At 67.1% G+C, this 19,388-nt stretch carries 19 protein-coding genes; 7 read left to right on the forward strand and 12 right to left on the reverse strand.

What is annotated here, in order from left to right; all coding sequences use genetic code 11:
- Window positions 1-171: 171 nt before the first annotated feature.
- Complete coding sequence (locus OY559_RS01270) at window positions 172-2,133, reverse strand: transglycosylase SLT domain-containing protein (RefSeq protein ID WP_277728316.1); 1,962 nt, start codon at window positions 2,131-2,133, stop codon at window positions 172-174.
- Between the two features lie 70 nt (window positions 2,134-2,203).
- On the opposite strand from OY559_RS01270, the gene OY559_RS01275 reads away from it, so the two are divergent.
- Both OY559_RS01275 and OY559_RS01280 read left to right on the forward strand, forming a co-directional pair.
- Window positions 2,204-2,992, forward strand: coding sequence for a sulfite exporter TauE/SafE family protein (locus OY559_RS01275; RefSeq protein WP_277728318.1), 789 nt, complete (start codon window positions 2,204-2,206; stop codon window positions 2,990-2,992).
- Between the two features lie 213 nt (window positions 2,993-3,205).
- Window positions 3,206-6,046: a TonB-dependent receptor plug domain-containing protein gene (locus OY559_RS01280; RefSeq protein ID WP_277728319.1), complete on the forward strand. Its 2,841-nt coding sequence runs from the start codon at window positions 3,206-3,208 to the stop codon at window positions 6,044-6,046.
- A 93-nt stretch (window positions 6,047-6,139) separates the two neighbouring features.
- Here the strand turns inward: OY559_RS01280 and OY559_RS01285 are convergent, their stop codons facing one another.
- The 4 genes from OY559_RS01285 to OY559_RS01300 all read right to left on the reverse strand — a co-directional run bounded on the left by OY559_RS01285 (window position 6,140) and on the right by OY559_RS01300 (window position 9,424).
- The gene (locus OY559_RS01285) at window positions 6,140-6,910 is read right to left on the reverse strand and encodes an endonuclease/exonuclease/phosphatase family protein (protein ID WP_277728321.1); all 771 of its coding nucleotides are present in this window, start codon (window positions 6,908-6,910) and stop codon (window positions 6,140-6,142) included.
- Window positions 6,911-6,933: 23 nt separating this feature from the next.
- Complete coding sequence (locus tag OY559_RS01290; protein WP_277728322.1) at window positions 6,934-7,761, reverse strand: thiol:disulfide interchange protein DsbA/DsbL; 828 nt, start codon at window positions 7,759-7,761, stop codon at window positions 6,934-6,936.
- A gap of 97 nt (window positions 7,762-7,858) precedes the next feature.
- Window positions 7,859-8,509: a thiol:disulfide interchange protein DsbA/DsbL gene (locus OY559_RS01295; RefSeq protein WP_277728324.1), complete on the reverse strand. Its 651-nt coding sequence runs from the start codon at window positions 8,507-8,509 to the stop codon at window positions 7,859-7,861.
- 132 nt (window positions 8,510-8,641) lie between these two features.
- A complete protein-coding gene (locus OY559_RS01300; RefSeq protein ID WP_142123063.1) occupies window positions 8,642-9,424 on the reverse strand; it encodes a c-type cytochrome in 783 nt (260 codons plus the stop codon).
- 141 nt (window positions 9,425-9,565) lie between these two features.
- Between OY559_RS01300 and yihA the strand changes: the two genes are divergently transcribed.
- Window positions 9,566-10,165, forward strand: coding sequence for a ribosome biogenesis GTP-binding protein YihA/YsxC (gene yihA / locus OY559_RS01305; RefSeq protein WP_142123064.1), 600 nt, complete (start codon window positions 9,566-9,568; stop codon window positions 10,163-10,165).
- 3 nt (window positions 10,166-10,168) lie between these two features.
- Here the strand turns inward: yihA and OY559_RS01310 are convergent, their stop codons facing one another.
- Window positions 10,169-10,885: a VIT1/CCC1 transporter family protein gene (locus OY559_RS01310; RefSeq protein ID WP_277728326.1), complete on the reverse strand. Its 717-nt coding sequence runs from the start codon at window positions 10,883-10,885 to the stop codon at window positions 10,169-10,171.
- Window positions 10,886-11,054: 169 nt separating this feature from the next.
- Here OY559_RS01310 and OY559_RS01315 point away from each other — a divergent pair, with 169 nt between their 5' ends.
- Window positions 11,055-12,419 carry a glutamate--cysteine ligase gene (locus OY559_RS01315; RefSeq protein ID WP_277728328.1) on the forward strand — a complete coding sequence of 455 codons (1,365 nt, stop codon included), beginning with the start codon at window positions 11,055-11,057 and terminating at the stop codon, window positions 12,417-12,419.
- A 38-nt stretch (window positions 12,420-12,457) separates the two neighbouring features.
- Here the strand turns inward: OY559_RS01315 and arsN2 are convergent, their stop codons facing one another.
- From arsN2 to OY559_RS01345, 6 genes are all read right to left on the reverse strand, one after another.
- The gene (gene arsN2 / locus OY559_RS01320) at window positions 12,458-12,889 is read right to left on the reverse strand and encodes an arsenic resistance N-acetyltransferase ArsN2 (RefSeq protein ID WP_277728330.1); all 432 of its coding nucleotides are present in this window, start codon (window positions 12,887-12,889) and stop codon (window positions 12,458-12,460) included.
- 77 nt (window positions 12,890-12,966) lie between these two features.
- Window positions 12,967-14,187, reverse strand: coding sequence for an organoarsenical effux MFS transporter ArsJ (arsJ, locus tag OY559_RS01325; RefSeq protein WP_277728332.1), 1,221 nt, complete (start codon window positions 14,185-14,187; stop codon window positions 12,967-12,969).
- 5 nt (window positions 14,188-14,192) lie between these two features.
- Window positions 14,193-15,197 carry an ArsJ-associated glyceraldehyde-3-phosphate dehydrogenase gene (locus OY559_RS01330; protein WP_277728334.1) on the reverse strand — a complete coding sequence of 335 codons (1,005 nt, stop codon included), beginning with the start codon at window positions 15,195-15,197 and terminating at the stop codon, window positions 14,193-14,195.
- Window positions 15,198-15,241: 44 nt separating this feature from the next.
- Window positions 15,242-15,736, reverse strand: a complete 495-nt coding sequence (locus OY559_RS01335) for an arsenate reductase ArsC (RefSeq protein ID WP_277728335.1) — start codon at window positions 15,734-15,736, stop codon at window positions 15,242-15,244.
- Between the two features lie 42 nt (window positions 15,737-15,778).
- Window positions 15,779-16,804, reverse strand: coding sequence for an ACR3 family arsenite efflux transporter (arsB, locus tag OY559_RS01340; RefSeq protein ID WP_277729882.1), 1,026 nt, complete (start codon window positions 16,802-16,804; stop codon window positions 15,779-15,781).
- 32 nt (window positions 16,805-16,836) lie between these two features.
- Window positions 16,837-17,172: an ArsR/SmtB family transcription factor gene (locus OY559_RS01345; protein ID WP_277728337.1), complete on the reverse strand. Its 336-nt coding sequence runs from the start codon at window positions 17,170-17,172 to the stop codon at window positions 16,837-16,839.
- A gap of 41 nt (window positions 17,173-17,213) precedes the next feature.
- Between OY559_RS01345 and OY559_RS01350 the strand changes: the two genes are divergently transcribed.
- The 3 genes from OY559_RS01350 to frmR all read left to right on the forward strand — a co-directional run bounded on the left by OY559_RS01350 (window position 17,214) and on the right by frmR (window position 19,313).
- Window positions 17,214-18,107 carry a sterol desaturase family protein gene (locus OY559_RS01350; RefSeq protein WP_277728338.1) on the forward strand — a complete coding sequence of 298 codons (894 nt, stop codon included), beginning with the start codon at window positions 17,214-17,216 and terminating at the stop codon, window positions 18,105-18,107.
- A gap of 32 nt (window positions 18,108-18,139) precedes the next feature.
- A complete protein-coding gene (gene arsH, locus OY559_RS01355) occupies window positions 18,140-18,958 on the forward strand; it encodes an arsenical resistance protein ArsH (protein WP_277728340.1) in 819 nt (272 codons plus the stop codon).
- A 79-nt stretch (window positions 18,959-19,037) separates the two neighbouring features.
- Window positions 19,038-19,313 carry a formaldehyde-responsive transcriptional repressor FrmR gene (frmR, locus tag OY559_RS01360; protein WP_277728342.1) on the forward strand — a complete coding sequence of 92 codons (276 nt, stop codon included), beginning with the start codon at window positions 19,038-19,040 and terminating at the stop codon, window positions 19,311-19,313.
- Window positions 19,314-19,388: the final 75 nt, after the last annotated feature.

Consider the following 19,388-nt stretch of genomic DNA (forward strand, 5'->3'; position numbering starts at 1 on the left):
TCGTCTGCTTTCGACCCCTGTAGGAGCGACGTGAGTCGCGACCGGAAAAGCGGAACGATGTGACGCTTGATAGAGCGACTGCCCCTGACTCGCAGGGGAGCGTCCGCACACCTCTGGGCGCAAGGGGGGCGGTCGCGACTGACGTCGCTCCTATAAGGAGCGCACCCGCCTTCAGCTCTTCGGCATCTGCGCCGTCGGGCAAGTGAAGGCTTTGCGCTTGGCCTGTACGCGTCCCATCATCCGGTCGGTCACCGGCAGGGCGGTGCCGTTGAGTCGCCAGTCGTAGATCACGCTGAAGGCGAGCACGCGCGCCACGTACTCACGGGTTTCCTTGTAGCTGATGGTCTCGATCCAGATGTCGGGATCGAAGCCCGGCCGCTGCGACTGCCAGCGTGCGGTCGGTGTCGGACCGGCGTTGTAGGCGGCGATGGCGATGTAGGGCACGCCGTACTTGTCCTCCATCTCGCGCAGGTAGGCGGTGCCGATGGCGATGTTGGTGTCCGAGTCGTACAGGCTCGCCGCGCCCGCATACGGGATGCCCCATCGCTTGGCAACGCCGGCGCCCGTGCCGGGGAGCACCTGCATCAGCCCCATGGCGTTGGCGCCGGAGCGCGCCTTCGGGTTGAAGATGCTCTCGGCGCGGATCTCGGCCGCGACCCAGGCCGGATCGATGCTGTGCCTGGTTGCTTCGCGCTTGATGGTCTCGTCGTGGTGCAACGGGAAGCGGAGCGCATACAGGCGCTGCTCGTCCGGCTGCCTGCCGAGCGAGAACACGGCGCGGTCGAACCAGCCGTTGTCGCGCGCCACCTCTACCGCGATACGGCGCTGGGTATCGTCGAAGCGCGACAGCGCCTCGTTCCATTCGGCAGTCGCCCAACCGGGACGTTCCAGTTGCCACAGCTCCATCGCGCGGACGATGGCCGGATCGCGCGCGACGATCTGCTTTGCGGTGGCGGGATCATTCGGGATCCAGGCGCACAGCGCGTAGGGCTGCTCCAGGCGGTCGGCCGCCAGGAAGCCATGGAACGTGGGGCTGGCGGCGGTCTCCCGGAACAGGCGTTGCGCGCTGGCGCGGTCGCCGGTCTTCTCGGACATGCGCGCTTCGAAATAACGCCAGCGCGAATCCGCGCGCTGTGCAGGCGGCATCTTCTTCAACGCCGCCAGCGCGGCCGGCCAGTCACCGCGCGACAGGGCGTCGCGCACGCGCCATTCGTGCAGGCGTTCGTCGTAGGCGGACTCGGGCACGTTGCCCAGCCGGCGCGCGGAATCCGGCCCATACGAGGCGACCGTCCACAGCGCAATCTGGTACAGCACCTGTCCGCGCTCGGATTCGCCCATCCCCAACGCATCGGCGTATTGCGGCAACAGACGCTCGGCGGTGTCGGGATCGTTCTGGGCCAGCCTGGCCAGTCCATGCGCGGCCATCCGCCGGCTGCGCTCGGTCTTCGGCCAGTTCAACGCGCGCGGATGGATGGCGTCGATGAAGGCGGCGTAGTCGGCGGCCAGCGCGGCGTCCTCCGCGGGAAGTCCGCGGGCAGCCGAGCGCATCACGCCGGTCTGGCGTTCCGCGGCGGCCGCCTCGATGCGTTCCCAGCGCAGCGCGGGGGCAAGTCCGCCCTGGCTCGCGAGCAGATTGAAGACCGGATCGCAGCCATCGGGCAGCGACTTCGCGCCCTTGCGCCAGATCGCCTGTGCCTGCTGCGTCCACGCGGCATCGGTGCGGCCGGTGGCTTGGCGTGCCTGCAGGTGTGCGCATTGCAGGGCGAGGTTCTCGGTGGGCTTCCACGCGGCGAGAAACGTGGGCCACTCCTGGCGCCGCGCCAATGCCGCCAGCCACAGGGAACGGAATTGTTCGGCCACGGCCTGGCCTTCATGGCGTTTCAGGAAGGCCTGCGCCTGCTGAGTCGACACCGTGTCGATCTGGCGGCGCAGCGAGGCGAATTCGACCCAGCCAGACAACGGATGACGGGAGAGGGCGGACGACGCAGCACCATCGAGGCGACCGGCTTCCGCTGCAGCGAGCGCGTCGCGGACGACAGGACGTTGGGTGTCGAGCGATTGCGCGCGCGATATCGGCGCGATGCACAGGCCCGCGAGGGCAGCGAGTACGATGACAGGGGGGATGCGAATCATGGCGGGGACTATACCCAAGCCGGCTGAACCTCCCTGTAGACGGACGATGACGAGGTGATGCGTGGAGGGTGTGTGGATTTTCCCTGTGCTGGGCGTGCTGGCCGGCATCCTGGCGGGGCTGCTCGGCATCGGGGGTGGCCTGGTGCTGGTGGCCGCACTCGCGTGGATATTGCCGATGCACGGCATTCCGAAAGAAGCCGCGATGCACGCGGCGCTCGCCAGTTCATTGGCAAGCATCGTGCTGACGGCCACGTCGTCCGCATACGCGCACCATCGCCGCAGCAGTGTGTTGTGGCCCACGGTGGCGTGGATGGTGCCGGGCCTGCTGCTGGGCGGTTGGGCCGGCAGCGGCCTGGCGGTGTACCTGGATGACGACGTGCTGCGCTGGATCGTGGCCGGCTATTGCTTCATCGCAGGTGCGCAGATGCTGACCGGCGGCAATGCACACCCCGAAGGGCGTGGCGTGCCCGCCCCGCGTGGCGCCGGCATGAGCGCGGCGGGCACGGTGATCGGTGCGGTATCGGCGGTGGTCGGCATCGGGGGCGGCAGCATGACGGTGCCGCTGCTGGTGTGGCGCGGCGTGCAGCCGGTGCGCGCGGTCGGCACGTCCAGTGCCTGCGGCGTGGCCATCGGTCTGGCAAGTGCAGCGGGTTATGCGCTGCATGCGCCGCCGGGCGCGTTGCCGGCGCATGCGGTGGGTTACATCTATCTGCCAGCCGCGATCGGGGTGGCTGTCGCCTCCGTCCTGGCCGCACCCTACGGCACGCGACTGGCGCATCGCATCGGCGGCAAAGCATTGAAGCGGGTGTTCGCCGTCTTCATGGTGGTGATGGGCATGGCGATCATCGCCAGTGGCTGACGCCGGGATTTTCTACACGCATTTACTTGTTAATCATCGTGACGGCGGTGTGTAGAAACTCGATGTAAATATGTTTATATCCAGATAATCGCCGTTACCTTTTTCAAAACGGTGACTTGTTTCCGTTGTGGGTGTTTTACCGATTCTTTACAACGATGGGCAAGCCGCTTTAGGCATCGGCCGCGCGGCCCAACCCTTCCGGAGAGAGAATCCATGAACGCACGCCGCCACAAACTGGCTTCGGCCATACAACTCGCAGTGCTTCTCGCGTTGCCCGCCACCGTCCTGGCCCAGGAGGCCACCACGCTGGACACGGTCACCGTGACCGGCAGCCGCATCAAGCGCGCCGAGATGGAGGGCCGCGTACCGGTGCAGACGCTGTCGCGCGAAGACATCGAGCGTTCCGGCCTGACCTCCATCGGCGACATCCTGCAGGAACTCACCGGTTCCGGTTCGGCCCTCAACACCAAGTTCAACTCCTCCGGCAACTTCGGCTTCTCGCCCAATGGCGATGGTGTGGGCGCCGGCTCGGCACAGGTGGACCTGCGCAACCTGGGCCCGAAGCGCGTGCTGGTGCTGGTGGACGGGATGCGCTGGGTCAACGAGTCGTCGGCTTCCGGTGTTTCCGCGGCGGTCGATCTCAACACCATTCCGCTGGCGCTGGTGGAGCGCATCGAAGTGCTCGAAGACGGCGCGTCGTCGCTGTACGGTTCCGATGCCATCGCCGGTGTGGTCAACATCATCACCCGGCGAAACTTCGATGGCGGGCAGGTCACGCTCAACTACGGCCAGTACGACAAGGGTGACGGCGAGATCACCGGTGCCGATTTTGCGTGGGGCTTCGACACCGAGCGCAGCAACCTGTTCCTGAGCCTGAGCTACACCGAGCAGAAGGAGGTCAGCTCGGCGGACCGCTACATCTCTTCCATTCCGATCCAGGGCGGCAGCTCGCGCATCCTCGGCGGCCGCTACGCCTTCACGGATCCGAACGGCAACGAGTACGACCTGTCGGTGAAGCCCGGACAGACCAACCCTGTCTATACGCCCAACCTGCCGGACTGCGCTTCGGGTGTTGCGCGCACGGACGGGTTCCAGTGCTTCGACTTCGGACGCGATGCCTTCAACTATGCGCCGTACAACCTGCTCATCACGCCGTCCAAGCGCATGGGCGTGTTCGGTCAGTACCGCTTCTCGATCACCGAGCAGCTGAATTTCTATGCGAAAGCGCTGTACAACCGTCGCGAATCCACCAACCAGGCGGCACCGGAGCCGATCGACCTCGGGCCCGGCGCGGGCACCAGCTACACGGCCGACCTGGTCATACCGGCCAACCATCCCTACAACCCGTTCGGCTTCGATCTGGTGGGTGGGCCCGGCGGCAACATCGGCACCATCCGCCGTCGCCCCCTGGAAGGCGGTCCCCGCATTTTCGAGCAGGAGGTCGATACGCAGTACATCGCGGCCGGGCTCGAAGGTTCCTTCGGCGGCGAGCGCCAGTTCTTCTGGGACGTCAACGCGGCCTTCAGCAAGAACGAAGCGGACCAGACCAATCACGGCAGCTACAACGCGCGCAACATCGCCACGGCCCTGGGCGATCCCGCGGTCTGCGCGGCCACGAATGGGTGTACCCCGCTGGATATCTTCGGCTTCGACACCATCACGCCCGCGATGCTCGCCTACATCAGCCCCTTGTTCCGCGATCGCAGCGAGCAGAAGCTGACCCAGGTCACCGCCAATCTGAGCGGCGCGCTGTTCCCGGCATGGGCGGGTGATGTGGAGTTCGCGGCGGGCGTCGAGTACCGCAAGTACGAAGGCAGCTACAACCCGGATCCGCAGACGGTGGCCGGCGAGTACAACGGCGTGCCGTCGCTGCCGACATCCGGCGAGTACGACGTCAATGAAGCGTACGTGGAATTGAACGTGCCGCTGTACGCGCAACAGGATGGCGCGGGCAAGCTCGACCTGAGCCTGGCTGGCCGCTATTCGGACTACTCGACCTTCGGCGGCGAGTTCACGCCGAAGTACGGCCTGCGCTGGCAGGTGGCCGAGGACCTGGTGCTGCGCGCGACGTATGCGGAAGGGTTCCGCGCGCCGTCGATCGGTGAGCTGTACGGCTCGCAGAGCCGCTTCGATGCCCTGCTGGTAGATCCTTGCCTGGTACCGCCCAGCGCACCGGCCGGCTCCGTCGCGCCGGTCGCATGCCCGGGCGTGCCGGTGGGCGCACGGCAGAATGATCCGCAGATCCCGGTGCTGACCGGCGGCAACCCGGACCTGCAGCCTGAAACCGCGCGCAGCTTCAGTGCCGGACTGGTGTTCAGTCCTTCGTTCGCGGAAGACGTGGCATGGTCGGACAAGCTGGACTTCGAGGTGACGTACTACCGGCACAACCTGGAAGGCGCCATCCAGGCCATCGACGCGCAGACGCAGCTGGATCTGTGTGCGACCACGCAGGATCCGCAGTACTGCACCGGCATCAACCGACTGGCATCGGGCGAGATCGATACCTTCGCCAACTTCCTGATCAATCTCGGCTCGATCAAGACGGATGGCTGGGATGCGGACGTGTTCTGGACGTTGCCGGAGAGCTCGATCGGCCGCTTCAAGCTGAGCTGGCAGAACACCATCGTGACCCGTTACGAAGCCCGCGGTGCGGGTGGCCAGTTGCAGCCACAGGCCCCGGGCATCGTGGTCAACGACACCGCGATCCCCGAGTGGACGTCGACCGCGACGCTGGACTGGAAGCTGGGCAACTGGAATGCCGCGTGGAGCATCCGCCACCTGTCCGAGATGGAGGAAGCCTGCCTGGCCGCGGATCCGTCCGCGTTCTGCGACACGCCGACCCGCAACACGCTGGCCGCCACGACCTACCACGACCTGCAACTGGGCTATGAGTTCGAATGGTTCAAGGGCCTGCAGCTGACCGGCGGTGTCAACAACGTGTTCGACGAGGACCCGCCGGTGTGCACGTCGTGCTCGCTCAACGGCTATGAAGCTTCGACCTACGATATCCCGGGCGGACGTTTCTTCTACGTGCGGGCCAATCTGCGGTTCTGAGATATCGCGTTGTCCGCAGAGCGAAGAAGCCGGCGTTTGCCGGCTTCTTCCTGTGGCGTGCCGCGATCCTTGGCCCGGGCATCCGGCGCCGTATCAGCGCAACGCGATGTCCGGCACGTCGATGTCCATCGCCAAGGCTAGATGGTCAGAATTCGCTGCGGGCATGGCGCGGGCGTTGTCGGTGCGCAGGCCTTCGCTGACCAGGATGTGGTCGATGGCACGCTGCGGGCGCCAACTGGGGAACGTGGGCACGCAGAATGCCGGTGGGCGCAGGCGGGTGCGCTTGTAGAGCAGTTCCATTTCCGGCGTATCGGGCACGCAGTTGAAGTCGCCCATCAGCACCGCATGCGGATGGTCCGACAGCAGTTCGCCGATGAAGGCCAATTGCGAGCGACGCGAGTTGGCACCCAGCGACAGGTGCGCGACGGCAACCGTGAGCCCTTCGCCACCTTCGCCGAAGCGCGCCATCAGCACGCCGCGGCCGCTGATGCGGCCGGGCAGGCTGTGGTCGGTGACTTCCACCGGTTCAAGTTTGCTGAGCAGGCCGTTGGCGCTGCCGGCGACCCGCGCGACATTGCGGTTGGGCTGGTGCGTCCAGTAGTCGAAGCCGGCGCGCTCGGCCAGGTAATGCGTCTGGTTGGTGAAGCCCGAGCGCAGGCTGCCGGGATCGGCCTCCTGCAGGCCGACGATATCGTGCTCTCCGGCCAGCTGCGCGATCAGGTCCAGGCTGCCGCGCTTGTTGCCCGCCGGCAGCGCATGCGACCAGCTGCGGGTCACATAGTCGCTGTAGCGGCGGGTGCTGGAGCCGGCCTGGATGTTGGCGCTGAGCAGCCGCAGCCGCCGCGTGGCCGGAGCGTCGATCATGGAAGTGGGGGCTTCCGTGGCGTTCAGCGGCGTGCGCGTTCCATCGCGACCAGGTGGTCGGCGATGCGCAGTACGTCGGCGTAGGTCTGGCCGCCGGTGACGCGGTACTTGCCGTTGACGATGATGGTGGGGGTGCTTTCCACGCCGGCGTTCTTGGCGAACTGCATACCGCGGGCGATCTGCGAGTTGGTGCCGAAGCTGTTCATCAGCGACACGAATTCCTTGGCATCTACGCCGTACTTGGCGTACCACTGCGCGATCTGCGCGGGATCTGCCGGCGGCTGGCCTTCACCCGGCAGCGCGCGCTGCAGGTGGATGGCGGCGAAGACGGCATCGTGGGTCCTGTCGACCAGGCCCTTCGCCTGCGCCGCATAGAACGCCTTGCCGTAGGGCGCCCAAGTGTCGCGGAACACCACCGGCACGTAGCTCACGCGCACGTCCGCCGGTTGCTTCTTCTTCCACGCCGAGACTTCGGGCGCGAAGCGCGCGCAGCCCGGGCAGACGTAGCCGAACACCTCGACGACCTCGACCTGGCCGTTGAGCGGCGCATACGGCTGGCCATTGGGGATCTCGACGTAGTCCGTGCCGGCGATCGGTGCGGGGCCCTGTGGCGGCAGGACGGGGTTGGTGTTGGCGGTCGCCGTGCTGTCGGCACCGTCGGCAGGCGCTGCGGTCGCGGCATCGGCGGGCGTTGCCGGTGCGTCCGCCGCAGGCGCGGTGGTGGCATCGGTCGTGGTCGCCGGTGCGGCAGGCGCCTCGGCGGCCGGCGTGGTGTCGGTGGCCGGCTTCGGACCACAGGCTGCCAGCACGGGCAGCAGCAGGGACAGCATCAGGACGTGACGGGACTTCATCGCGCGAGCTCCAATGGATCAGAGGAAAAAGGTGCCGGCCGGGCCGGGGGACATCACATTCTGCATGGCGTCCGCAACGACCGCCATGACGGGATCGTCACTTGCGGCCGCGTTCCCGGGCGACGAGCCGGTCGGCGATCTTCAGCCTGTCGCTGTAGTTGCCGCCACCGGTGACGCGGTACTTGCCGTTGACGATGATCGTCGGCGTGCCTTCCACGCCGGCGGCGGCCACCCAGTCCCGTGCCTTGGCCAGTTGTTGGTCGACGACCGGGCCGCGCAGCGCGGCAATGAACTTCGCGCGGTCCACGCCCTGGCTGGCATAGAACCCGGCGATTTCCTCGGCGGATGCGTTCTGGATGGGCAGGTTGCCGGTCTTGTGCAGGGCATCGAACACCGCCTGGTGGGTGCGCTCCTGCACGCCGAGCTGCTGCGCGGCATAGAAGGCGCGCGCATACGGAATCCAGTAGCCACCGAACGCAGCCGGGACGGGCGTCAGCTGCACGTCGCGCGGCAGCTTCTTCTTCCATGCGGCGAGCGTGGGCTCCAGGTGGGCGCAGTGGATGCAGGTGTAGCCGAAGACCTCGACGACTTCGATCTTGCCCTTGGCGGGTGCGAACGGCTTGCCGTCCGGAATCACTTCGTAGTCCTGCCCCTCGATCAACGGGGCCGATGCGGGCGGTGCGGCAAGGGTGGCGGCAGGCAGCAGGGCAAGCAGGGTGATCAGCACGGGCAGCAGACGCGAGACCATCGGGATTCTCCAGGCGGGAACGGGACGTCCCGTCCCGGGGCGTCGCGGAAAAAAGAAACGCCGGCCATGGTGGGGCCGGCGCGATGAACAGGAGCTTGCACTTCCGGCCGCGCGACGCGACCGGGTGCGGAATTACTTGCTGCCGGCCTTGGCGGCGGCCACGTCGTCGGCGCGCGCATGCAGGCCTTGCAGGTAGCTGGCCAGCGCCTGGATTTCCTGCTCGGTCAGCGGCGCGGCGACCTGCGCCATGATGTTGTGCAGGGTCGGGTCCTTCAGCGTGGTGGTGCCGGCCTTGTATTCCTGCAGGCGACGCACGGTGTAGTCCTGCATCTGGCCGCCGATGTGCGGGTAGGCCGGGCCGGGATTGCCGGCGCCGGTGGGGCCGTGGCACGCCATGCACGCTGGCACGCCGCGCGCGGCGTCGCCGTTGCGGTACAGCTGCTGGCCCACTTCGTAGAACTTCATGTCCTTGTAGGGACCCTCGGCGACGATGCTGTCGTCGGCCAGGCCGGCGCCCGACTTCTGGGTGGCGAAATACGCGCCGACATCGCGCATGTCCTGCGCATTGAGGGTCTGGGCGAACGGGGCCATCACGGCCGCCATGCCGGTGTTGCGCTCGCCCGAGGCGAACAGCGCGAGCTGGTGCGCGATGTAGCGCTCGCTCTGGCCGGCGATGCGCGGGTACTGCGGATCGCTGGGGTTGCCGTCGGCGCCGTGGCAGGCCGCGCAGGCGGCCGCCTTGGTCTGGCCGGCCTTGGCATCGCCCCAGGTGGTCTTGGCGAGGTTGATGTCCAGCGGCGCGGTCTCGACCGGTGCATTGTCCGGCACCGGAACCACGGTGGTCTGTGCAAAAGCGACTGCGCCCACGGCCAATACGGCCAGTCCGGCAAGTCCCATAACGCGAGCGTGGCGCATGCTAAAGCTCCGAAACCCTAGACGATACGCGGCGCAGAATGCAGCCGCGAAACCGTTGAATTATCCCTGCGCCGGGGCTGTCCGGTCAATTCAACGGGCTTCCGGCATGTCCCCGGGGCCGGCACATGCCATGCTAGTGCCATGTCGAACCCCCTGAATTCCGCCACCTACCTGCTTTCCGCCCACACCCCGCGCCAACTGCCGGAAGATGGTGGATTCGAAGTGGCCTTCGCCGGCCGCTCCAATGCCGGCAAGTCCAGCGCCCTCAATGCGCTGGTCAACCACAACCGCCTGGCGCGGGTCTCCAAGACCCCCGGCCGCACCCAGCAGCTGGTGTTCTTCCAGGTCCAGCCGGAACGCTATCTGGTGGATCTTCCGGGCTACGGTTACGCCAAGGTGCCGCAGGATCTCCAGGCGCACTGGCAGGCCTTCATCGACCGCTACTTCCGCACCCGCGAAGCGCTCAAGGGCCTGGTGGTGGTGATGGACATCCGCCATCCGCTGAAGGACTACGACCGCCAGATGCTGGGCTATGCCGTCCAGCGCGGACTGCCGGCCCACGCGTTGCTGACCAAGGCCGACAAGCTGGGCCGTGGCCAGCAGGGCAACGCATTGCAGGCGGTGAAGAAGGAGCTGTTCTCCGCCTTCGGCGATACCGTCAGCGTGCAGACCTTCTCGGCCGAGTCCAAGCAGGGCGTGGACGAGGCACGGATGATCGTGGGCAACTGGCTGGCGGTATAGGCATCACACGGCGACATGGAACAGGCGGCCCACCAGCGCCGCCGCGCCCATCGCCATGGCACCCCAGAAGCCGACCCGCAGCGCGCCGCGCAGCATCGGTGCGCCGCCGACCCGGGCCGCAAGCGCCCCCGACAGCACCAGCCCCACCAGGGTCGCCACGGTCGTCACCATGGCGACGTCTCCAGCGGGCGCCAATAGCGTGGTCGCAATCGGCAGCAGTGCGCCCACCGTGAACGCACCCGCCGAAGCGATCGCCGCCTGTACCGGGCGGGCACGCAGGGCCTCGGTGATGCCGAGCTCGTCGCGCGCATGGGCTTCCAGCGCATCGTGCGCGGTCAGCTGTTCCGCCACCTGGCGCGCAAGCGTGGGCGACAGGCCGCGCTGCACGTAGATCTGGGCCAGTTCCAGCAACTCGCTCTCCGGCGTGTCCCGCAACTCGCGGGTCTCCACCGCGAGGTCGGCTGCCTCGGTATCGGCCTGCGACTGCACGGAGACGTATTCGCCTGCGGCCATCGACATGGCGCCCGCCACCGTGCCGGCCACGCCGGTCAGCAGGATCGTAGAAGGTGTCGCGCCACTCGCGGCCACGCCTACCACCAGGCCGGCGACCGACACGATGCCGTCGTTGATGCCCAGCACAGAGGCGCGCAACCAGCCCACGCGATCGGTGCGATGACGTTCGCGATGGCGGGCCTGGGGCGAGCGGGGATGCGAGGGCATGGACGCAGCGTAGTCCACGTCCGGACACGCGTCGATGTGCACCACGGATGGGATGCTGCGGCGCCTGGATGGCCATGCTGGCGTGCACCCGGTCACGTTATAGTGCCGGCCTTGCGACAGCGGGGCTCCGTCTCCACGTCGTGGCCTCTCCCTTCGCGCGAGCCTGCCCTTGTCCAGCCCCAGCCACGTTGCCGACACGCTGATCACTGATCGCGCGCAGTTGGTCGAATACATCGCCTCGGGTGAGAAGCCCGCGCAGGATTGGCGCATCGGCACCGAGCACGAGAAGTTCGGCTTCCGCCTGGACGACCTGCGCCCGCCGACCTTCGATGGCGACCGCGGCATCGAGGCGCTGCTGAAGGGCCTGACACGTTTCGGCTGGGAAGCGATCGAGGAGAAGGGGCGCGTCATCGCACTGACGAAGGATGGCGCGTCGGTCACGCTCGAACCGGCCGGCCAGCTGGAACTGTCCGGCGCGGCGGTGGAAACCCTCCACCAGACCTGCGTGGAAGTGGGCACGCATCTCAAGGAAGTGAAGCAGGTCGCCGACGAACTGCAGCTCGGTTTCCTGGGCATGGGCTTCCAACCCAAGTGGCGCCGCGACGAGATGCCGTGGATGCCCAAGGGCCGCTACCAGATCATGAAGTCGTACATGCCCAAGGTCGGCCAGCTGGGCCTGGACATGATGACGCGCACCTGCACCGTGCAGGTCAACCTGGACTACGCCAGCGAAGCGGACATGATCAAGAAGTTCCGCGTGTCGCTGGCGCTGCAGCCGGTGGCCACCGCGCTGTTCGCCGACTCGCCGTTCACCGAAGGCAAGCCGAACGGCTACCAGAGTTACCGCTCGCACATCTGGACCGATACTGACGGCGACCGCACCGGCATGCTCGATTTCGTGTTCGAGGATGGCTTCGGCTACGAACGCTACGTCGACTACCTGCTCGATGTGCCGATGTACTTCAGCTACCGCGACGGCATCTACCACGACGCCAGCGGCAAGTCGTTCCGCAAGTTTCTGCGCGGCGAACTGGACGTGCTGCCCGGCGCGCTGCCGACGCTGCGCGACTGGTCCGACCACATGACCACCGCGTTCCCGGAAGTGCGGATGAAGAAGTTCCTGGAAATGCGCGGCGCCGACAGCGGTCCGTGGAACCGCATCTGCGCGCTGCCGGCGTTCTGGGTGGGCCTGCTGTACGACGACGCTGCGCTCGATGCCGCGTGGGACCTGGTCAAGGACTTCTCGCTGGCCGAGCGTCACGCCCTGCGCGATGGTGTGCCGAAACACGCGCTGAAGCTGCCGTTCCGGGGCGGCACGGTGCGCGAGCTGGCTCGCGAGGCGGTGAAGATCGCCATCGGCGGCCTGCAGCGCCGCGCGCGGCTCAACAGCAAGGGCGTTGATGAAGCCGGCTTCCTGGATGCGCTGGTTGAGATCGTCGAGGCGAACGAAACCCCAGCCGAGCGCAAACTGGCGCTGTTCAATGGTGAGTGGAACGGCGACATCGATCGCGTGTTCCGCGAGTTCGCGTACTAGCCCATCCTGCACCCGGACACCAGGCCGTTCCGCGATGACTACAGCGGCTTGAGCATGCAGATGGCGCTGGCAGGGCACAGCGACCGGAACTCCGCGCTGTCGCGCACGGCATCGGGCACGGTGTCGCGCGCGACCACGTCGTAGCCCAGCCGTGCGAAGAAGGCATCCGCTGTCTGCGTCAGCAACACGATCCCGGTGATGCCGCGCCTGCGCGCCTCGGCTTCCAGGGACTGCACGAGCCGTTGGCCATGGCCTTTGCCCTGGTGCAGGGGCGACACCGCCAGCGAGCGCAGCAAGCCCGTCCCGCCACGTTGTTCCATGCCGATCACGGCCGCGATGCGACCATCCTCCTCCTCAACCCAGAAGGCCACCTGCGAGGCGGCAAGGTCGGCCGTCGGCAAGGCGTGCGTTTCCAGCAGTGCGGTGATGGCGTCGATGTCGTCGGCGCGGGAAGGGCGTATCGAAGTCATGGTGTTTCCCGGGGTGTCGTACGGTGCGCAAGGGCGATGATGCCTCGAAGCCGATGCGGCAGCCGGAAGCCTCCTGCTCAGCCTCTCACGTGCATGGTCGATCGTGGAAGCGCCACCGACACCGCTGCCGCCACGGCGATCAGCGCGGCGGAGATCGCCAGGCAGGCGGCCAGGCCCCATCGCTGGAAGACCCAGCCCGACAGCACCGTGCCCAGCAGGCGTCCCATGGCATTGGCCATGTAGTAGAAACCGACGTCCAGCGATACACCGTCTTCGCTGGCATAGCTGACGATCAGATAGCTGTGCAGTGCAGAATTCAGCGCGAACAGCACGCCGAAGACCGTCAGCCCGACGATCAGCACCCACGCCGCCGGCACGCGGTAGACCAGCAGAACCGCCATCGCTGCCGGCACCATGGCGAGCAGCACGGCCCACGCGCTGGCCGAGCGCCCATCGGGCAAGCGACCCGTGGCGCGCCCGGTAATGTGCGGTGCGAACGATTGCACCAGCCCGTAGCCGATGATCCACGCCGCAAGGAATCCGCCCACCTGCCAGAAATCCCAGCCCAGCGTGGAAGCCAGGAACACCGGCAGCGCCACCACGAACCAGACATCGCGCGCACCGAAGAGGAACATTCGCGCGGCCGACAGCAGGTTGATGGCGCGGCTCTTCGAAAAGATCTCGCGGAATTTCGGCTTGGCCTTGGCCTTGCCCAGGTCGCGCTTGAGCAGCAACAGGCTCAGCAGCCACACCAGCAGCAGTGCGCCGGCCATGATCGCCACCGCCGCCGCGAAGCCCACGGTGGCCAGCAGCGCGCCGCCAAGGAAGAACCCGATGCCCTTCAGCGCATTCTTCGAGCCGGTCAATGCGGCGACCCAGCGGTAGAGGGTGCCCTGCCGGTCGCCCGGCACCAGCAGCTTGATGCTGCTCTTGGCGCTCATCTTGTTGAGGTCCTTGGCGATGCCGGACAGCGCCTGCGCCGACATCACCCACGGCACCGTCAGCCAGACAGCCGGCACCAGCAGCATCGACAGCGCGATGACCTGCATCGCCAGCCCGATGTTCATGGTCCGGTTGAGTCCGATCCTGGCGCCCAGCCATCCGCCCACCAGATTGGTGATGACGCCGAAGACTTCGTAGAACAGGAACAACATCGCGATCTGCAGCGGGCTGTAGCCCAGCTGGTGGAAATGCAGCACCACCAGCATGCGCAGCGCGCCGTCGGTCAGGGTAAAAGCCCAGTAGTTACCGGTGATCAGCAGGTACTGGCGTACATCGGCCGACAGGCGCGCGAGCATGTAGGTCAGCCCGCCTTGCCGACCAGTCGCACGAGCTCTGCGGTGCGGTTCACGTAACCCCACTCGTTGTCGTACCAGGCATACAGCTTCACCTGCGTGCCGTTGATCACCATGGTGGACAGCGCATCGACGATGCTGGAGCGCGGATCGGTCCGGTAGTCGATCGACACCAGTGGTCGCGTTTCGTAGCCCAGGATGCCGGCCAGCGCGCCGTCGGCGGCGGTCTTCAGCAGCGCGTTCACTTCCTCCACCGTGGTTGCGCGCTCCACTTCGAATACGCAGTCGGTCAGCGACGCATTGGTCAGCGGCACCCGCACGGCATGGCCGTTCAGTCGCCCCTTCAACTCGGGGAAGATTTCCGCGATGGCCGTCGCCGAGCCCGTCGAGGTCGGGATCAGGCTGCTGCCGCACGCACGCGCACGGCGCAGGTCCTTGTGCGGCGCATCCACGATCACCTGCGTGTTGGTCAGGCTGTGGATCGTGGTCAGGCTGCCGTGGCGGATGCCGATGCCTTCATGGATCACCTTCACCACCGGTGCGAAGCAGTTGGTCGTGCACGAGGCGGCGGACACGATGCGGTGCTGCGCGGGATCGAAGCGGTGATGGTTCACGCCCACCACCACGTCCAGGACGCCCGGCGACTTCACCGGCGCCGTCACGACGACGCGCTTCACGCCCTGGTCCAGGTAGGGCTGCAGCACGTCGGGCTTGCGGAACTTGCCCGAGGATTCGATCACCACGTCGCAGCCCGACCAGTCGGTCGCCGCGATGTCCTTGTTCCGCGTCACCGGAATGCGTGTGCCGTCGATCACCAGCGCATCGCCATCGGCAGTGATCCCGCGGTTCCAGCGGCCGTGGATCGAATCGAACTCCAGCAGATGCGCCAGCGTGGCGGCGTCGCCGGCGGGGTCATTGATCTGGACGAACTGCAGGTCGGGAGTGTCCCAGGCCGCACGCAAGGTGAGGCGGCCCATGCGGCCGAAGCCGTTGATGCCAACGCGAATGCTCATGGAAGGTTCTTGGATGGAGAAGGAATGACGGGTGGATGTAGCGTTCAGGACGAGGCGCCGATCTCGCGCACCCGCGTCTCCAGCGCCAGGCGATCCAGCGCCTCGGGCTTGAGCGCCAGCAGCAACGTGATGCGGTGCTGCAGCAGGTGCAGGGCGTGGGCGAAGGCCTGGCGGACCTGCTCCGCGGAGCCGGCGATGGCGGCGGGATCTTCGACGCCCCAATGCGCGGTGACCGGATGGCCAGGCCAAACCGGGCACGCTTCGCCAGCCGCCTTGTCGCAGACGGTGATGATCAGGTCCATCGGTGGCGCATCCGCGCCCGCGAATTCGTCCCATGGCTTGCTGCGCAGCGATGCCGTCGGCAGGCCGGCTTCCTGCAGGATCTGCAACGCGACCGGGTGCACGCGACCGCGCGGGTGGCTGCCCGCGCTGTAGGCATGGAACCGGCCTTTGCCCAGGTGGTTGGCCATGGCCTCGGCCATGATGCTGCGGGCGGAATTGCCGGTGCACAGGAACAGCAGGTTATAGGGGCGGTCCATGGGCGAGTCCTGAAGGAAGGGGAGTGGGTACGGAGGAAGGAATCAGGCGCGGCGTTCGTACCAGGGCTTCGACGCGTTGACGATGCGGACGACGGACAACATCACGGGCACCTCCACCAGCACGCCGACCACCGTGGCCAGCGCCGCGCCGGAATGCACGCCGAACACGCCAACGGCCGTCGCCACGGCGAGCTCGAAGAAATTGCTGGCGCCGATCAGCGCCGACGGGCCCGCCACGCAATGGGCCACGCCCAGCCTGCGGTTGAGCCAGTAGGACACGCCGGCGTTGAAGTACACCTGGATCACGATGGGCACTGCGAGGATCGCGATGATCAGCGGCTGGTCGACGATCTGGCGGCCCTGGAAACCGAACAGCAGCACCAGCGTGAGCAGCAGCGCGCCCAGCGACACCGGCCCCAGTCGCCTGAGCAGCGCCTGCAGCGCGACCTCGCCGCCGCGGTGCAGTATCCAGCCGCGCAGTATCGCCGCGACGATGACCGGCACCACGATGTACAGCGCCACCGACAGCATCAGCGTCGCCCACGGCACGGTGATGGACGAGATGCCCAGCAGCAGGCCGACGATGGGCGCGAAGGCCACCACCATGATCGCGTCGTTCAGCGCGACCTGGCTGAGCGTGAAGCGCGGCTCGCCATCGCACAGGTGGCTCCACACGAACACCATCGCGGTGCACGGCGCTGCCGCCAAAAGGATAAGCCCGGCCACGTACGAATCGATCTGCGCTGCAGGCAGGTGACCGGCGAACACATGGCGCACGAACAGCCACGCCAGCAATGCCATCGAGAACGGCTTGATCGCCCAGTTCACGAACACGGTGACGCCGATGCCCTTCCAGTGCCGCTTCACGTCGCCCATCGCGCGGAAGTCGATCTTCAGCAGCATCGGGATGATCATCAGCCAGATCAGCACCGCCACCGGCAGGTTCACCTTGGCGATTTCGGCCGCCCCCAAGGTGGCGAACGCGCCCGGCAGCAGATAGCCCAGTGCCGTGCCCACTCCGATGCAGCCCAGTACCCACCAGGTCAGGTGGCGCTCGAAACCGCCCATGCGGCGCGACAACGGCGGCGTGCCGGCTGTCGTCATGCACAACCTTCCGGACCGCACGGCGCGGCGGGCGCGCACTGCGCCGTGTCGCCACCGCAGCAGTTGCGGGTCAGGAATTCGAGCAGCGCGTTCATCGCCGCGAAGTCGGCCCGGTAGCAGACGTGCCGGCCGCGCGCCTCGCTCTGCACCAGCCCTGCGGCCACCAGTTCCTTCAGGTGGAACGACAGCGTGGCGCCCGGCAATGCCAAGGCTTCGGCGATCTCGCCCGCCATGCGGCCGGACGGGCCGGCCTCGACCAGCAGGCGGAAGACCGCCAGGCGGGTGGTCTGGCCCAGGGCGGCCAGGGCAGTGGTTGCGTTCTTTATTTCCATGTTTCTAGAATAGTCGAACGAAACCAGCCTATCAATCGCGCATGACAGAACGACGACACGTCCGTTGGCACTGGCCCCATCTGCTGCTGCTCGCCGGGATTCCGCTGATGGCCACCACCACGCAGCGCCTGCAGTGGTCGACGTCCAGCGCCTTGTTCGGCTGGCTGGTATTCAACCTGGCGGTGCAGGCGTTGGCCGAGCGCTGGCGACCGTTCCGCCCGGAATGGCAGGCCACCCCGCGTCACGTGCGGCGTGATGGCGCGATAGGGGTGTTGAACCTGGCCGCCGATGCCGCCGCGTCCGCTGCCTTGACCGCGCTGGTCGTCGCCTATCTCCCCGGGCACAGCACGTGGCCGATGGCGGTCCAGATCGTGGTCGGCCTGCTGGTAGCGGAGTTCGGCGCCTACTGGATGCACCGCTGGAGTCACAGCGGGCACTGGTTGTGGCGTGTGCATCTGCTTCACCACCGGCCCGACCGGCTCAACGTCGCCAACGCCATCACCGCGCATCCGATCAATGCCGTATACGACAAGCTCGTTCGGACGCTGCCGCTGCTGGCCCTCGGTCTCGCGCCCGAGGCCATGGTGGGCATCGCGCTGTTCGGTTTGACCCAGACCCTGGCCGTCCACGCCAACGTGGCGGGAAGTATCGGACCGCTCAACCGGCTGGTAGGCAGCGCGGAACTGCATCGTCTGCATCACAGCGCGCGTGCAGAGGAGGCCGGAAACTACGGTACGGCGCTGCCCCTGTGGGACCAGGTGTTCGGTACTTACCGCCGCGGCGAAGCGCCGACCCGGATAGGCGTGTTTGAGCCCTCACGCTATCCCAGCGAATGGCAGATCGGCGCTCTGCTGGCGTGGCCTTTCCTGAAAATCCTGCCCTGCCAGGGCAGCGCATGCGTGCCCCGATGCTGCCGCGCCTCGCGCCCGGCCTGATGACCCCCGACTCAACGAGCGAAAAGAACGCCATGAACCAACCACGCCTGCTGCATGTGGCGCCCGAAGCCCTCGACATCCCCGATACCGGCAAGCTCGCCATTGGCGGCTCCACGCACCCGCCGCGCATCCTGATCCTGTACGGCTCGCTGCGTCCGCAATCCTTCAGCCGAAAACTGGCCCTGGAAGCCGAGCGCCTGCTGCAGCATTTCGGTGCAGAGACGCGCGTGTTCCATCCGCACGACCTGCCCATCCTGGACAGCGTGGGTGCGGACCATGCCGAGGTGCAGCGGCTGCGCGCGTGGTCGCAGTGGTCCGAGGGCCAGGTGTGGGTCAGTCCGGAGCGCCACGGCACCCTGTCGGCGGTGTTCAAGAACCAGATCGACTGGCTGCCGCTGTCCGAGGGCAGCGTGCGCCCCACGCAGGGCCGCACGCTCGCGGTCATGCAGGTGTGCGGCGGTTCGCAATCGTTCAACGTGGTCAATGCGTTGCGCGTGCTGGGTCGCTGGATGCGCATGGTCACCATCCCCAACCAGTCGTCCGTGCCGAAGGCCTGGCAGGAATTCGATGACGAAGGCCGCATGAAGCCCTCGCCGTACTACGACCGCGTGGTGGACGTGATGGAGGAACTGGTGAAGTTCACCCTGATGGTGCGCGACCGCAGCGACTACCTGACCAGCCGTTACAGCGAACGCAAGGGCGATCTGGCGTCGCGCGCCGCGACGGAAGCGTCCGGGGTGGTCGAGCGGGCCCCGCCTGTTGCGCCCTTGCCTGCCGTCTCACGACAGGATGGGGCCACCGTCGCCCCTGAGAAGGCCTGCTGCGGGCCTGCCTGCTGCGCAGCCAGGTAGCGATATCCGGACAAACGGGGCTTCATGTGCGGGGGCGGGCCACGTATACTCCCCCCCACTATCAAGGTGCGTGGCCGACATGCCCCATTCCCCTGCCGACAAGAAGAAGGCGCTCACCCGCGTCCGTCGCATCCGTGGCCAGTTGGATGCGCTTGAGCGCGCGCTGGAGGAGGGTGCGGACTGCGCGCCCGTGTTGCAGCAACTCGCTGCGGTGCGTGGAGCCGTCAATGGGCTGATGTCGGAGATCCTGGAAAGCCACCTGCGCGAGGAATTCGCGCAGCCCGCCGCCACCCCCAAACAACGCGAGGCCGGCATCGATGCTGCCGTCGCGCTGGTCCGTTCCTATCTGAGGTAGGAGCGGGCCATGCCCGCGATGCTCCTCGGCCAAGGACGGGAAACGCATCGCGGGCATGGCCCGCTCCTACAGAAA

Source organism: Pseudoxanthomonas sp. SE1 (genome assembly GCF_029542205.1).
Classification (GTDB): domain Bacteria; phylum Pseudomonadota; class Gammaproteobacteria; order Xanthomonadales; family Xanthomonadaceae; genus Pseudoxanthomonas_A.